The sequence below is a fragment of the Thalassoroseus sp. genome (genome assembly GCF_984380535.1).
Map to the genome: position 1 here is coordinate 391682 of NZ_CFHRBF010000001.1, position 15849 is coordinate 407530.

10 protein-coding genes are annotated in these 15849 nt (G+C 55.7%); all 10 read right to left on the bottom strand.

Going from position 1 to position 15849, the window contains the following annotated elements:
- Positions 1 to 521: 521 nt before the first annotated feature.
- The 10 genes from AC5DDB_RS01455 to AC5DDB_RS01500 all read right to left on the bottom strand — a co-directional run bounded on the left by AC5DDB_RS01455 (position 522) and on the right by AC5DDB_RS01500 (position 15805).
- Positions 522 to 2042: a sialate O-acetylesterase gene (locus AC5DDB_RS01455; protein WP_491737887.1), complete on the bottom strand. Its 1521-nt coding sequence runs from the start codon at positions 2040 to 2042 to the stop codon at positions 522 to 524.
- A gap of 77 nt (positions 2043 to 2119) precedes the next feature.
- Positions 2120 to 3928, bottom strand: a complete 1809-nt coding sequence (locus tag AC5DDB_RS01460) for an exo-alpha-sialidase (RefSeq protein WP_491737888.1) — start codon at positions 3926 to 3928, stop codon at positions 2120 to 2122.
- Positions 3929 to 3947: 19 nt separating this feature from the next.
- Positions 3948 to 6779, bottom strand: a complete 2832-nt coding sequence (locus AC5DDB_RS01465; protein WP_491737889.1) for an alginate lyase family protein — start codon at positions 6777 to 6779, stop codon at positions 3948 to 3950.
- 43 nt (positions 6780 to 6822) lie between these two features.
- Complete coding sequence (locus AC5DDB_RS01470) at positions 6823 to 7317, bottom strand: TspO/MBR family protein (protein ID WP_491737890.1); 495 nt, start codon at positions 7315 to 7317, stop codon at positions 6823 to 6825.
- A 10-nt stretch (positions 7318 to 7327) separates the two neighbouring features.
- The gene (locus AC5DDB_RS01475) at positions 7328 to 7957 is read right to left on the bottom strand and encodes a DUF7002 family protein (protein WP_491737891.1); all 630 of its coding nucleotides are present in this window, start codon (positions 7955 to 7957) and stop codon (positions 7328 to 7330) included.
- A gap of 11 nt (positions 7958 to 7968) precedes the next feature.
- Positions 7969 to 9582 carry an adenylosuccinate synthetase gene (locus tag AC5DDB_RS01480; protein ID WP_491737892.1) on the bottom strand — a complete coding sequence of 538 codons (1614 nt, stop codon included), beginning with the start codon at positions 9580 to 9582 and terminating at the stop codon, positions 7969 to 7971.
- Positions 9583 to 9598: 16 nt separating this feature from the next.
- Positions 9599 to 10972: an ImmA/IrrE family metallo-endopeptidase gene (locus tag AC5DDB_RS01485; RefSeq protein ID WP_491737893.1), complete on the bottom strand. Its 1374-nt coding sequence runs from the start codon at positions 10970 to 10972 to the stop codon at positions 9599 to 9601.
- A 128-nt stretch (positions 10973 to 11100) separates the two neighbouring features.
- Positions 11101 to 14040, bottom strand: coding sequence for a type I restriction endonuclease subunit R (locus AC5DDB_RS01490; protein ID WP_491737894.1), 2940 nt, complete (start codon positions 14038 to 14040; stop codon positions 11101 to 11103).
- Positions 14037 to 14636, bottom strand: coding sequence for a DUF4276 family protein (locus tag AC5DDB_RS01495; protein ID WP_491737895.1), 600 nt, complete (start codon positions 14634 to 14636; stop codon positions 14037 to 14039). Before AC5DDB_RS01495 ends, AC5DDB_RS01490 begins: the two co-directional genes overlap by 4 nt.
- Positions 14633 to 15805: an AAA family ATPase gene (locus tag AC5DDB_RS01500; protein ID WP_491737896.1), complete on the bottom strand. Its 1173-nt coding sequence runs from the start codon at positions 15803 to 15805 to the stop codon at positions 14633 to 14635. Before AC5DDB_RS01500 ends, AC5DDB_RS01495 begins: the two co-directional genes overlap by 4 nt.
- Positions 15806 to 15849 lie beyond the last annotated feature (44 nt).

Here is a 15849-nt window from a genome sequence, read left to right on the forward strand (position 1 = left end):
CGACTGGTACTGGTGCAACTGCTAGACAAACACGGCAACGGTGAGGTTAGAAGTCCGCGGCCTTTCGGCCAACAGGGAAGCAGTCCCTGGCGAGAAAGCGGGCCGTCACTGGACCACAACAAAAATCGGTGAGGTCGGACGACGTGGGTCCGAAGCAGGAGGGCAAAAGCCACTCGGGCCGAAGCAATGAGAGCTGGCCGCTACATTACTAAGATGCATCTCGAACCGGTTCTATTCCACATAATTTGATGGATTCTGAGAAAAAACGAGAAATTGTCACGGCCCATAGCGCCCCAGATCCGAGCTCAGTTCTGGGAGACGAAATTGGAGAGTCTGAGACATCCAGGGAGATGAGCCGCCAGCCCGAGATCAGTGGCGACCGCCAAGTTACCTTGAGTTGATCGTTCGGAAAGATAGCCAGTTTGCCAATTTTTCAAGTTCCCCCGCATCCACTGTCGTTGGAAAACCATCAAGTGTGACTAATAGGGAGTTCCATCGGATGAACCCCAACGAGTTGAGTGCTATTTGGGTATTTTGGGATCATACTTCACCAAATCGGGTTTCGAGCAAAACGGTGCAGCCGGCAGCCCCGCCTTGTTGTAGAGGTTGCAGTTCTGCGGGGAAACGCCGTAGGCGTAACGGACTGCGATCGGCGATTTGACCTCGTTGCTGCTTACGACAACCGTCTGGCCTTCAATCTTCGCCGTGGACGGTTGCCAATCGCCGGACGCATCGGCCACCTCGAAATGAGAGAGTGTTGCGTCCGGCGTTTCCTTCGGTGCCGCGAGGCCCTTCTTGGTCGCTACCATAAGGCCACCTTCGGCGTGCTTGAAATGTAGGATGATTCGATCACCTTGGGTCTCTTGCCGGTCAAACATAGGGCCGCTGAAGGTGATCTCCTTGCCGTAATCCTTGGCGAGTGCCCAACGGGCGAGCCTGTGTCCAACGTCGATCTTGTTGGCCGGGTGGATTCCTTTGCCATCCAGGTCGATGGTGACGACCATTCCCGTGTGCGGAAGATCGGCCGCGAGCCGCTGTTGCTCTCGCAAATACGGCCAGCCATCACCGGCTCCGCTGCCTGGGAGTTGAACAAAATACACGGGTAAGTTCTTGTTTCCGAAGGCGGCTCTCCACCCATTGATCAGGGCACGCATCTTGTGCTGATAGTCGCGGGGATCTTCCTGCACGCCACTGTTCGATTCGCCCTGATACCAGATCGCCCCGCGAGTAGTGAAACTGCTGATCGGTGCCAACCGGGAATGAAACAGTCGGCCGGGCAACCAAGTTGTGCTGCGGGCACGAACACCACCGGGCAGTTTCCAGATTCCGTCGAGGTCCTCTCGGTCACCCAGTTCCAGTTCGCGACGTAAGGTCGGGTGAGAGTCAAAAGCGGCTCGGGGAATGAACGGTTCAATCGGCGTGCCACCACGGGCCGAGTCAATCACACCAATCGGTACATCGAGTTCTTGATGCAATCGTCGAGCAAAGTAAAACGCGACGCCTGAGAATCCCGAAACGGTTGCGGGATTGCAGACCGTCCAAGTCACCGGACTTCGCAAATCATTTAGAGGCTTGGCGCTCTCGGCGTCGTTGATCCGACAGAAACGCATCGCTGGCAGGTCTGCCGAGGCGATGTCGGCTTTGACCGCATCGAGTTCTTTCAGCATCGCGCCCACGGTCATGGCCATGTTCGATTGTCCGCTCGCGTGCCAGACTTCGCCGACTAGGACATCATTGATGACAATGGACTGATCGCCGCTCTCAACCCGCAGGGATTTTTCCCTTTGGGTCGCTTCGAGCGATTTGAGTGTGACGGCCCAAGCTCCATCACCCGCCGCAGAGGTTTCGACAGCCTGGCCGGCGAACTCAACTCGAACCTGTTGACCCTTGTCTGCCCAGCCCCAGATTTTCACCGGCTGCTCGCGTTGAAGGACCATGTGATCCGCGAAAATACCGGCCAACCGTACTCCGGCCGTCGCTTTGCTGACACCGACCAGCAACAAGCATAGGACAACGCAAATCTGGACCATACATTTCTGCATCAAAGAAACGCTCCCTTTTTTCTGAACCAAACCGCCACAACCAAGCTATTCCTCCTTTTTTCGTCTCTGTCTCTATCCTACTTGAACTGCTCCATCGGGATGATGGCCAGTTCGGCGCTGTTGAGGTTGCCGCGACGGCCACCGTTGTTGGAATACCCGACATAAAGGTGTCCATCATGCTCGATCGCGCACGGATACGAAAGACTGAGGCTGTCCGCCGATTCGCCTGGTTGGTCGGGATGCCGAGAACGGCGAATCACGAACACCTTGCGAAAGACATTTTCACCGGGAGCTGTCACGGCAATCGTCAGCGGAGAGCGCCGGCCACCGTTGCTCTTGGCCGTTGTGCAGATCAGGTATCGCTGTCCCGTGCTGAGTATTCCCGCAGCGGGTTTCGACGTGGCCATGGGCAAGTTGCTGATGCGAGAAGCTGACCACGTCCGGCCGTAATCCTTGCTGATCGCCGCCAGGGCCAAAGCGCCGCCGCCGTAACGGGCAATGTTGAAGACCCGTTTGCCATCGACCCAGATCGCCGACTCGCCCCACATGCGGTCGATGCCTTCACCGGTTGGGATCTCGACGTAATCCCACTGGGTGAAATCGTCGCCATGGCTGATCGCGACCGCCGCCGGAAACACGCGCGTGTTGGAATACGGCCCTGCCGAGATACCTGGCATGATCCAGTTGCCGTCAGGCATTTTGAACGGCTGATTCATCGGCCAGAAACCGTTGCGGATCACGACGCCATGGCTGTGCCATTTGCCGGTGCTTTCATCTAGCGAGTAAGCCCGCGTATGGATGTTCTCCATCTTGTTGTGATAGGCCCCGTGGAAGGCCCAGAGTTTGCCTTTGTGTGAGAGAAAGACTCCATGACTCACCGCGAGATTGGCTTCCTCGCCCGCGTCAATGACTCGCAGCTCGCTCCAAGTGTGGCCCTTATCTTCGCTCACCCGGTACTGAGCCTCCTCGGTGACGGTATTCTCTGCACCTTTGTTGTGCCCGATGGAAGCGTAGAGCTTGCCTTTGTGCCAGCCGAGTCCCACGCCATGCAAAAACGTGTAACCGTCTGCCTCGCGGTCCCACTTCTTGATGACACGGAACTTGACGTTTTTCAGGGTGGGGATGGCATCGGCAACGAGTAACGATTGGGTTTCGTCCCAGAGCGGGAACGGTTTGGCATAATCGGGAAGCCGGTGAGTCGCCTGGACCGGCTCGTAGAGCGCTGCCATTTCGTTTGGCTTCAGGGCGCGATCGAAAAGCATGCCTTCATCCAACGCGCCCATGAAGGTTTGCCAAATCCGGCCGTTGTCATCGACGCCGCCAAACGTCAGCGGGGCCTTGGTGCTGGGGATCGGTCGCGAGAGTTCGACGGTGCCTGCGAGCTTGCCGTTCAACCACAGTTCGGCTTTGTCAGCCTCAACCACAACGCCCGCCTGATGCCAGTGCCCCAGTTTCAACGCAGTGTCGGCCTGGGCAGTCTTCCAACCGCCTTGGTGAATGTAGAGCCGCAACTTTTGATCGCGGTCAACCATCACGCCCCACTCGCGTTCATTCAGGGAGTAGCGATTCTTCGCTGCAATCATTTGCTGACCACGGTCGAGGTTGTACGGATTGAACCAGACGGTGAGGGTGAACGGCTTTTTGCTGTTGGGGACTGATGTGGAGTCCTTTACTTCAAGCAGTGATTTGCCTTTGAGAACCAGGCATTGTTTGCGAACTCCGGCCGCTTCAACCGCTGAACCGCCTTTCTGCTGGAGTTGCTCTGAGGAAGTGGAATCGAACGGCCATGTCCGATCGGGAGTTGCTGCCGAGTGCATCGGTTCAGCTGCAACGCCTGCCGAGGCAAGCAAGGCAAAGGCGAGTAAACTTGCCTTCCAAATCTTCATCAACGACTTCTCCTGCTCATCAACGGGCCGACACGGAGCCAGGTTTGGGTTTCACAGAGAATCGCTCTTGCACCTTGCCTGCCATCGTCACCGAGAACGCGCCGACATCGCCATCGAGTTCCACGCCGTGAATCCGTTGCGGCGGTTGGCTGGGATCGCGGCGGTAGATGACGGCGCTACTGCCGTCAGGATGCACACAGCGAACTACGAGGAGTTTCGGAGAGTTGATTTCAATCTTCACTTGATCGACACACCATTTCTGGTCAGCACCTGCCGGAACCAAAACCCAGGCTCGGGTTGTTTTGCCGGTGGCTCGCCAGCGATAGATTGGCGTCCACATCGGGGCCTTGGCTTTCCCCACCACGTGCCAGCCCTGGATGTGCGGTTCGGTCTGTCCGTGAACAAGCTCGACATCCAGGGAGTCGGCAGGAAGGGGCAAGATCCGTAATGCAGCTCCTGCATCCCAACCGTGAACCGTCTTCGATTTTTCATCAGTGATTGCCGCATGATTGCGGCGGATGTGGAACAGAGCCTCATAGGCGTGCTCGTTCGAGTCCTTTGGCTCGACAGTGTCGAAGACCACCCAATAGGACGTTTCCGGCGGGTTTGTTCCTTTGACGAACACGATCTGCCGGCTGTGCTTACCCTCGATGTGTTTCTCGGGAGTGAACCAGCCGTGAGTATGAAAACCCTCGGCGTACTCGAAGTGGTCACCAGTCACAAAGCGGCGCGGCTCGGGCGAATGGCCGTCGATCTCTACGCGGTAAGGGATGCGGGCTTGAACGCCGTCATCCACCAGTAACGTGTTGTAAGCTCGCGTCGAGCCGGTGTATGCCGCGAACGGGCCACCCGCATACGAACCCCGTCCGCCACTGGCCAGAAGTTGGTGTCCACCGTAATCCAGATAGAGGTTGAGCTTGTCTTCCTTGCCGTGACTGGCTCCAACCGGTCCGACATCCATGAACAGATAGCGATGCTGCGGTCCCCACCCCGTCCGCATCACGATGTGGCCACCGTTGGGGAAGTAGATTGAACGATAGTCCGGCGGATTTCCTTGCTTGCCCTTGGTCGCCATCCACAAGAAATCCTGCCGGTCGGGAAACAGCTTGTGCGCTCGCTGCATGTGATCGTCGATCATGCCCCAGCCGCCGTCGTTCATGTCGATCTGCCCCTGATCGGGACGCGACAAGGCGATCGGATGTCGATACGCGAGTTCCAACGTCTTGAGAAATCGCTCGGGCACCTCGCGACCGACTCGGCGGTAAAGTGCGACCATGTTCTCCAAGGCCATGATCGAGGCCCAGTTGTAGCCCGTGCTCAAGCTGACATGGCTGCCGTCCTCATGGAACTGGACTTTCAACACGTCGTTCCAACGGCGAACCGCTTCCTGCTCCCAGCGTATTGACTCGGCAAACTCGGGAAGCATTAGGGCGTTCTGGAGCAAGGCCACGCACGTGTGAGCCCCGCCGTCATCATGGCCCGCAAAGCTGCTGGGGTTCATGATCAGACGCGACTGCCTGAGAAACCCAAGCAGCATTTGGAAGTGAGCTTCCTCTGTGAAATCGGGCGACTTGCGAAACTCATCGTAGGCGGGCCACCAGGTCATTTCGCAGCGGCGCCCGATGTTGCTAGTATTCAGATACCCCAGCTCGAATGTGGTTCCATCCATCCAGTTCAAGCCGCCGATGTCGGGATTCCGCGGATGCAGAAAAGGCTCTCGGGCCACCCAGTCCCGTACTTCTCGCGAGAACCGAGCGGCATAGCGTTTATCATTCGTCTCGGCATACGCTTTTGCCAGCGAGACCCAATGAAAATGTCGCGTCAAATGTCCGTGACAAAGATCCCAGCGGATCACGCCCTTCTCATCGACGAACGGCTGCCGATTGCTCTTGCCGTCAATGTAGGTCTTCTCAAAGTTCAAGAACGGGCCAGTCGTCCCATAGCGATCTTCCAAGACGGCATCGGCCACTTCCCGATAGTTGGTGCCGTGGTATTCGACTTGAAAGCCAGGACCTACCGGCGCGGTGCGAGTTCGCAAATGGTCGAGCAGAAGTTTTCCGGCCAGATCCCGCTCCTGCTTAGCGAGTGCCGAGGCAACTTTCGACATCGCTGGATGATTCAGATTGACTGCATCGAGAACGATGTCCCTCGCAGATGGGTTGACGAGGGAATCCAACTGCGAAACTTCTCGAACCTGGAGATTCTTGAAAGTCGCCGTATTCGTTCGCGAATCACTGCCGCCCGTCACGGCGTAGAAAGCAATCTGCGCTGGCACAATCCTTCTCGGGACGGTGAACTCGAAGACCGGCCGATCAAGATGCTCGAAGTAAAATCGTAGATGCGTTCCTTTTTCGGCGGGCGATCCAATGATGCGGAGTCTGTAAGTCCCAGCGTGCGGAGTGAACTCCCAGGGTTTCTGGTATTGGCGATTGTCCACCCATCCCGATGGCCGGGGCGACGGCTGGCGGCGGGGTTCATTGATTCCATCAATCCAAATGTCCCAGAACCCGGCCGTTGCTCCCTCCCGAATCTCGAAACAAATGCCTTGGCGCTCTCGACTCGGCAAAGCGTTCGTCACATCTTCCGCGAGATTGATGGCAATGCCAGCAATCGCCTGGATGTCACCCTCGTTTCTGGTTGTCGGATCAATCTCAACTTCAAGCAAGAATGTCGCAACTTCAGCATGGTCTTCCTTGACCAGATGTGTCTTCTGCCGCGTCGGCGCGTTAGCTGTGGTGGTAATCGAGACGGAAGATGATTCCGTGCGCGACTCATCAGCCTTCGATGAGTGAGTCCCTAACAGCAAAGCGAGGATCAAGAGTAGCCAACACAAGTGTTTTACGAACGCCATTGGCTCTGTTCCAATCTCCAGTTACACATCGAAACCGCCTTGGTCATACCACATTCAGCCGCCAAATCGCAAAGTTCAGGACGCTGGCGAAACTAACCCACGCCAGGTATGGCACCATTAGTCCACCCGCGATTTTCGATTTCTGAAAGAAGGCGATGGTCGTCGCCACGATCGCCAGCCAAAGGATCACAATCTCCACGAACGCCCAACCGGGTTGGTGCATGCCGAAGAAAATCCAGGACCAAGCGACGTTCAAGCCGAGCTGAGCGGCGAACAAGGTGAGCGTAGTGGCCGCTCCCTTGAATCCTTCCGGTTTCCACACCAACCAGGCCGCGACTGCCATCATGATGTAGAGCGTGGCCCAAACCGGCCCGAAAATGTAATCGGGCGGATTCCACGACGGCTTCTCGATCGTCATGTACCAGCCGTCGATCTCCGGTGTGGTAGCGGCGGCTCCGAGGCCGCCCGCGCCGAGGCAGATGGTGACAATGATAAGGAGACCGATCCAATGGGCTGAAGCAGTGGTTCGCCTATCCAAAGTCGCCTCCCTAGATCGTACGCCATGGACCATTGATCGAATCGCTTACCTCCACACGGGCCGGCAAGGTCACTTGATCAAGGAATGTCACCTCCACCGTATTGCTCGCGGTGAAGTCTGCGTCTGCCGCCGTCACAAATGTATCGGGACCACGGGGGCTTCCTTGACCGTATGAGCAGCGAGGAGAACCAGAGTTGTACCGGCAATAGAGCGGCGAAACACCGTTGTTCGCTTGAAATAGCTCGGCAGTTGCGACACGCAAGATGACGGGTTGATCGTCTACGTAGCGTAGGAAATGTCGTTCACCGTAGGAAATCGGACCGCTTGGCGTTCCGGGCCAGAAGAAAACCCGTTGATTGAGCAGCTCAATGACGTCACCAAACCGGTAACCGCCTTGTAATGTCATGTTGCCCTCGTAGAGCGGTTGCTGGTCCCGAATGTTGAACACGCGCTGGCCAACGGTGACTTGTATCGAGGACTCGCGTTTAGCCCGAAGGTACGAAGTGTCACCAGCCTGCTGCATGAGGACCGCCGCACTCAGCAACACCGGTGTTGCGCGAATGTGATTCAGATTTTCGCGATCCGTCAAATGATAGAGATACGGTCGCGTCCGGGTGAAATGTGTGTCTGAAAATGCCATGTTCGTACGTCCTACCATCCACGACGGTCAATGATACTCCGATGGTGAAAGCGAGTCGCGATCAAGGACACAGGAGCTCCCGCGACACGCTCAACTTCCTGAATGAATCGAAGCGTGACATCTGTTAGTTGCTCAAACCGCCTCGCATCCTGATTCTTGACTCCGAGATAATCCACAAACGTCAAAGCGATGTCCGTTGGTGCATTTAGCTCGGCGGCTCTCTTGAGGAGCCTCCAATCGAACTCGGAAATGCGCCTCTGCCGTTTTGTGGTTGTCGTCGTCTCCGTTTTCTTCAGTTCGGCGAGCGCAATGCCTGAGCGTTGAGCGATCTCATCCAAGGAGATTTCCTGTGACATTGGTCCAGAATGTTTTCCGTCACCAGCCGGGTTCTGTACGCGGATTGGATACGTCCGACAAACCATCAAGACCTTCCGCACTCGACTGGGTGAGATACCTGCCTCGGCGAGACAACCGGCGACAGTCGTGTCTCGCGATGTGACATGCGGATAGGAGCCGTGGTAAAGACTCAATCCAGTTCCTTGGGTGCCTTCAAGAAACACCCTTTTCCCACTCCGACAAGCATGTTCGATCACTTCGTGAGCAGGCCGAACATAGGGCTTCAACTTGTCGATGTCCCGCGCCATTGGGACGGACCGCACACCTCGATCAAGAATGCGCCGAGCGGTTGCCGCGCCAACTCCTTGGCCGGTTGACCCCATGTTCTTCACATTCGCCGTTTCGCGCGAGATGTCCTTCTTACTAATCAGCAAGACCTGGGGATCTATGGTTAGGCGTTCTGGTGACAACTCGCAGGTGTTGATTTCATGCCAGAGAGTGTCAACATTCACAACTGCTCCAGCACCGATAACTATCTTCGAGTTGGCGGCCCGATTGGTGCCTGACGGTAACGAATGAAACACGTCAGGGGTGGGGTGTTCATAGACGCTATGCCCGGCATTTGGCCCACCCACACGGATCAGGACGTCGTATTCTGGAGCGACATACGCGGCAATCTGCCCCTTCCCTTCGCTCCCGTACTGGCCGCCAATGAGCACGTCTACGAGACGATCGTATCCACGACCATAGAGCCCAAGATGGCAAGCAGAACGGACAAGCACGTCGTCTGGAGTGTTGCGGTGCGTGTCGATGACTATGTCAGCCGTTTCTGCCAACTTCGGTACCGCTTGTTCGGTTTTGTCCTTCAATACCTCGGCGTGCGATTCAAACTCCTTGATCGACTTCCTGTCTCGCTCCTCGTATCGCGTGGCAAGTGTTTCAGTCGGAGCTTCCAAATGGATGTGTTTGACGTTTCGTCCATAACCACGACGAATAGCGTCAATCTGCGACTGGATGCGTACCGCGTCGACGACAAAGATGCTGTATTCTGGGGAAGACCTAATGACCTTGTCGAGTCCTTCGACAACCCACTCGCCACGGGTCTTCTTGTCAAGTTTTTCACCTAAAGCCTGAAGTGCTCCCCGGTCAGGTGTCACTTTTGGATCAACAGCTTTCAGGAGCTGCCACGTCTTGACCACTCGACAGTTGAACTCTCGCTCCAATAGCGAGGCGAGCGTACTTTTGCCGGAGGCAACAGAGCCGGAGAGTAGGACTATCAGCTTTTCCATTCAACGCCCCCTTAGTTCATTCGGAATCTGCCAAATCAAAGAGGGTTCGCTGACGATCAGGCCGTTCCCATTGAGCCCGTTCGGATGGAAGCGTGTAAACAGTCACATCGATTCCATTGCGGCACAGAATGTCATCTATCAACTCGGCAACGACCGGCCAGTTCCCACCTGCTTGACCACATCCAATACGCGGCATGTGTACCGACGCCATGTGGTCGTGGGCTGCGTCATGCAGCGCTCTCAAACAAGTTTCCAAATGGTGGTACCGAATTCCAGGGCGCGATGATTGCCGGTAGCCGTGTTGTGCCACCATGTGAAATACCCAAAGATCATCTTCAACCTGGAACAAACGGTGATTGCCAAGGCGAAGCCGGCTTCGATCTTGCTCAACCCAAGACACGAAGTCTTGCTGCGCTTCCGGCCAAGACTGGCCGACCACACGGGCAAAACCACCACCCCATCGAGGTGTGGCGTCATTCACAACATGCGTAATGATGCGGTCTCCATCACCGCGAGGAGAAGTGGCGTCACCGTTCAAATACTGAATGGTGGGAAGTTCAAGCGTCTCAGCCACGGCTGGGGCGAGCAAGCCCACGACGCGAGGCTGGTCTGCTCCGGGGTACGATGGAATCGCAACGCACTCGACTCGCATTTCGCCGAGGTGAGAATCCCATACTTCCATTCCCTTTGCTGTGAATCCAATAGACACGCACTCGTTGACAACGCTGGAAGCTGGGATTCTCGAACTACTGTGAAATGGCAGATTCCAGTCGTTGGCAGTCCTGACGTAATCTATCTTCAAGGAGGACGAACTACTTTGCTGACCGGATGCCGCGAACACAGCACACGGAGTTCTTGATAGTTTGAGGAACCGCAACAAAACCGCTTCGGTTGAGACCTGGAATCGTGCGCGGAGTCGCAGCAGATTGTCGATCGAAAATTCGGCGTCTCCAATCTCGGGGAAGCTCCCCATCGGCATCAGTAACTCAGAGGCAATGACATTGCATAGCATTTCAAGTTGCCATTCGTCCCCTTCGATTTCATGTTTCGCTGACCGGTTGCGAACCATCTCGCGACAATCAGGGAAGAATGTATGGGCGATTTCGTGAGCAATCGAAAACCGGATTCGCGATTGCGGTTGCAGAGGGTTGTATTCGATACGGTAGCGATCTCTCGGCATTGCGACGAGACGGGCATCGCGAATCGACTCGCAAGGGATAACGGCGATGCCGAGGAGATTCGCCAACTCAAACGTGTCGAAGGGTGGACCTGTCCAACCGTTTTCGACAGCCTCCAAGACAACATCGTTTGCGCGATCAATCAACGCAGCGACCGGGTCACCGCCTTGGGCGAAAGGCTGCACAGATTTGTTAGTCCAAAATGTAGCCACGGTTATGCCATCCATTTTTTCATTTTTGAATCACGGGAGTGCCCACAATGCGCCTTCAAACAACCTGCACCTTAGCCAGTTCAGGGCCAAAGCCCAGATCGGAATCCAGTGTCTGAAGGAGTTTGATGTCATGCAGCATCTCCCTCATACGTCAAACCGAATACGGTATCCGCGAGCCAGCGTTTGAAACCTTCGTTGTCGCTGAACTGTTTGAACAGCTCAGTATCATCCTTCAAAAGCCCCACCATGACGCGGAGCAAAGCGGCGTCGTGTTCGATGCGGGCTTTGCTCTTGTCGCCCTGCTTTTGGGCGTTTTGATAGGCGGTGTCGGCGGCGACTCTGGCCGGGATGTCCTCGGTGATCAGTTTGTGGACGCGATCGGCGTCGGTCCACGGGATGTTGCCGAACTGGTCGTTGAACGTCTTGAGAATGTTCGAGAGCCGGTCGAGTTCCGGCTCGGAACCGAAGCCACCGCCGCCCATCGGCACCGGGTCGATCTCGGAGTCTTGGTCAGCCAACTGTATCTGCATCGCCGCATGCTTCTCGATGCGATAGCTGTCCATGTCGATGGAATCCAGAATCCCCTTCGACAAATCTTCTTCCTTCGGAGCTGGCAGCTTGGGCACCAGGAAGTTCAGAAAGATCGACAAACGCTCCCAGCCAGCGTTGGTGTAGGGCAGGATCGACGCGAGGAAATCATACGTTCGGCAGAACGCCTTGGCTTTGCCTTTGAACTCGACCTGACCGTCTTCGTCGAGCTCCTCGTTGTATGTGGCGACGCACGCATCGAGAATCGGGTCCAGCTTATCCCGATCCGCGCCGTTGAGGTAAAGGGTCACCAACTCATCAATGTGCTCTGGACCGTAAACCTGGTAACCATCCAGGTCGTTCTTCAAGTCGTGCAGCTTGTTGGGATCGGTCTCTTTGCTGAGGATCGTCGTGCGGTAGTACCGTGCGAACGCTTCCTGAATCGTGTCGGTGTCGTTCATGAAATCCAGAACGAACACATCGTGTTTTTGCGGATGCGCCCGGTTGAGCCGGGAGAGTGTTTGCACCGCTTTGATGCTCGACAGCGGTTTATCGACATACATTGTGTGGAGAAGCGGCTCATCGTAGCCGGTTTGGAACTTGTCGGCGCAAATCAGGAACCGGTAGGGATCTTCTTGAATGGCGTCGGCGATTTTGCTGCTGGGGAATCCATTGAGTGACGCTTCAGTGACTTTCTGGCCGCCGTACTCGTATTCCCCCGAAAACGCGACGATGGCCTTGTACGGGCTTTTACACTCCTTCAGATAGTCGCGTATCGCGTGGTAATACTGAATCGCTCGCTTGATTCCGCTGGTGACGACCATGGCGCGAGCTTTTCCACCGATCTTCTGGAGCCCGATCACCTGTTCCTGAAAGTGATCGGCCATGATCTCGGCTTTGATCTGGATCGCGTGGTCATGGCTCTCCACGTATTTGCGCAGCTTCTTCTTGGCTTTCTTCGTGTCGAACTCGGGGTCATCCTCGATGGCCTTGACGAGTTTGTAATAGCTCGCGACCGGCGTGTAGTTTTTCAGAACGTCCAGGATAAAGCCTTCCTGCGTCGCCTGCTTCATCGTGTAGCAGTGGAAGGGACGATGCTTGGTCTCGCCGCCTTCCTGGTACGGTTCGCCAAAGATTTCCAGCGTTTTGTTCTTGGGAGTGGCGGTAAACGCGAAATAGCTGGCGTTCGGCAACAGTTTGCGAGCTTCCATGACCCGGTTGATTTTGTCCTCGGTCGTCTCGTCTTTTTGTTCTTCACCAGCCTCGGAGAGAGCGACGTTCAGCGATGCCGCCACTTTTCCGCCCTGACTGGAGTGGGCTTCGTCGATAATGATCGCGAATCGCCGACCGCGATGGTCGCTGCCGATTTCATCCAGGATGAAAGGGAACTTCTGCACGGTCGAGATGATGATCTTTTTGCCGCCGGCGATGAACTTTCGCAAATCGCCGGAGTGCTCGGCGTGACCAACCGTCGCGCCAACCTGAGCGAACTGCTTGATCGTGTCCCGGATCTGTTGGTCAAGGATGCGCCGGTCCGTAATGACGATGATCGAGTCAAAAACTTCCTTGTCGTCTCTGTTCAAGCCGATCAGTTGATGCGAGAGCCATGCGATGGAGTTGGATTTGCCGCTGCCGGCCGAGTGCTGAATCAAGTAGCGGTGACCGACACCCGCTTGACCGGCTGTCGCCAGCAGTTTTCGTACAACGTCGAGCTGATGATACCGGGGCCAAATCTGAGCCCGCTTTTTCTTGCCGGTCTTGTCATCCTTGAACTCGACGATCTGGGCATAGTTTTCCAGGATGTTCGTCAGTCCGGCGGGCGTGAGAATCTGCTTCCAAAGATAGTCGGTCTTCAAACCATTCGGGTTGGGTGGATTACCAGCCCCGTCGTTGTAACCCTTGTTGAACGGCAGAAACCAGGACGCCTTGCCCTTGAGTTGCGTGCAAAATCGGACTTCGTGGTCATCCACCGCGAAATGGGCCACGCAGCGGCCGAACTCGAACAGCAGCTCGCGCGGGTCGCGATCCTTCTTGTATTGCCAAACGGCATCATCCACGGTTTGCTTGGTGAGGCTATTCTTCAACTCGAACGTGGCAATCGGGAGCCCATTGATGAACAAGCCCAAATCCAACGCGAGTTGGGCTTCATCCCGGCTGTACCGCAGTTGCCGGGTGACGCTAAACCGGTTGGCGGCGAAGCGTTCCTCGGCCTTGGTGTTGCCTGGTGTCGGCGTGCCATAGAACAGGTCGACGTGGTGAGGACCGTGCTTGATGCCATTCCGCAGCACATCAATCGTGCCCCGCTTGGTGATCTCGCCTTGAAGCCGGGCGAGAAACTTCCGCCGCGCCGGGCTGTCGTTCCCGAGGTCGAGGGCGTCCAGGAGGGAGTCCTGGGTAGCTTCGATGAACTCCCGAAGTTGCACCAAGTCGATGGCGTAGGCCCGGTCGTAGTCGCCGGGCGAGCCGGCGATCCAGCCCGACACCAGCATGTGCTTGACGATCAGGGATTCGAGGCCGTGTTCGCTAGTGTCGGTCGTCATAACTTCTCCCCGAGGACTCGTTTGAGCCGAACGAAACTCGGTAGATGATCTTTCAGTTGTTCAGGGTCGAGTTTCTCCAAGATTTCAAAAGATCGTTTCCCTTTCTCGTATTTGTTCTTACAGTCGCGACTCGCTTGAACAATCGCGATCTGAACACTTCCTCGCGTGCGAGTTTCCATGTTTGCCAGAGGCGGAAGCGCATTCTCGCGCAGGCACCCCGAATAGTGATCCCGAAGTGCGTTTCTATCCGTGACGATCCACGTCTCCATACACGTCGTCATGAGTAATACTTGGTCGTCAGTCGCGCCAGTTGGTGCATCCCAGCCGTCGCGAGTTTTGAGATGTGCCCATGTTTGTTCGATGTCCGCGACAGGATCTTCGCTATCGACTAGCATCGCTACATAACGGCGACCACCCGCGGCGTCATGAGCGGTTGAAAAGTCTCCGAAAGTGTCGTTTCGGCTCCCACAGGCGACCAAATGCGGCATCTTGCCGGTAAAACCGCACTTCTCCAGTAGTTTGCGAAAACCTTGGCGACATCGCGTGTTCAGTTCTTTGGAATCTCCGCCGCCCTCGATGTAGATTTTTGCGCTCACCAGCGTGTCCCTCCGATTTCACCCCGAGTCCAAAGCTGCCCGAGCCGGTACTTCTCAAGCCACTTTTTCAACTCATCCGTCTCCTCCAATCGCTTACATTCGGTCTTTCCATCGTGTTTTTCTATCACGACAACACATTCAGGCGTTTCGGTCATCGCGTCGACAAGAATGTCCGAATGAGTCGTCACTATCAACTGTGTTCGTGACGACGCCTCGGAAAGAAGATCGGCAATCTTTGGAAGCATGTCTGGATGCAATCCAAGCTCAGGTTCCTCGATGCATACAAGCGCAGGCGGGGTGGGGTCGCAGAGTATGGCGAGTAAGCAGAGGTACCTAAGAGTTCCATCGGAAAGGCGGCTTGCAGGCATAATGAAGTCACGTTCTGTCAAGAACACTTCTACCGTGCCTCCCTTGATTCGTACATCGAAATCATCAAGTCCGGCATACAGATCGCGAAGATGATGGAGGATGGCCTTCTTCGCTTTTGGAACTCCTCTAAGGTGATTCAAGAACAAGCCAAGATTTGAAAAATCTTCTTCGAGACTGTCACTTGGTAGGTCGGCAGACTGCGGACTTCGGAAAACTGACGTGCGGCCAAACGACCACTCGCGATACAATCGCACGTCACTGTACTTGTTGGCAAGGTACGACAACTCTGGATACTGATCGGGGTCTTTACGCTGCGACAGAATCGATTCGTCTGCGGCCACATCCTCGCGTTGAAGCTGCCGTCTGCCGCCATCTCTCACAGAAAGCGCAGGCCGTCCATTCTGAAACCGATAGAAGAAGAAGGGATCATCATGCCCTGGATCGGCGTGTTGATTTTCAATCACTTCGTCGAGCAACTCGAATCTCGCTGCCGTCTCAGCAAACTCTATACGATGACGCAATGGCTGCTGCCCCGTCGGATAGCTAACGATTGCCTCAACGCAGGCATGGCCATTCTTGGTTCCCTTCCAAATCCATTCACGCACACCGCTACCTGCTGAGCCACGCATTGGAGCAGTTAGCTTTTTCGGAGCAGATCGCAACAAATCGATCGACTCCAGCAGGTTTGATTTGCCCGATCCATTCGGGCCAATCAGCACATTCAGCGGTTGCATTGCAAGCGGCGCAGAATCGGGACCAAAGGACAAAATCCCTCGAAGGGTCAGTTCACGAATCAACATGTGTCGGTTCCTCCCAGATTCGATTTCGCTCATGTTCCCGCGTC

Coding starts and splice junctions, on each gene's coding strand:
- AC5DDB_RS01455 (WP_491737887.1), bottom strand. CDS start 2,042: ATGCAGAAATGTATGGTCCAGATTTGCGTTGTCCTATGCTTGTTGCTG.
- AC5DDB_RS01460 (WP_491737888.1), bottom strand. CDS start 3,928: ATGAAGATTTGGAAGGCAAGTTTACTCGCCTTTGCCTTGCTTGCCTCG.
- AC5DDB_RS01465 (WP_491737889.1), bottom strand. CDS start 6,779: ATGGCGTTCGTAAAACACTTGTGTTGGCTACTCTTGATCCTCGCTTTG.
- AC5DDB_RS01475 (WP_491737891.1), bottom strand. CDS start 7,957: ATGGCATTTTCAGACACACATTTCACCCGGACGCGACCGTATCTCTAT.
- AC5DDB_RS01480 (WP_491737892.1), bottom strand. CDS start 9,582: ATGGAAAAGCTGATAGTCCTACTCTCCGGCTCTGTTGCCTCCGGCAAA.
- AC5DDB_RS01490 (WP_491737894.1), bottom strand. CDS start 14,040: ATGACGACCGACACTAGCGAACACGGCCTCGAATCCCTGATCGTCAAG.
- AC5DDB_RS01500 (WP_491737896.1), bottom strand. CDS start 15,805: ATGTTGATTCGTGAACTGACCCTTCGAGGGATTTTGTCCTTTGGTCCC.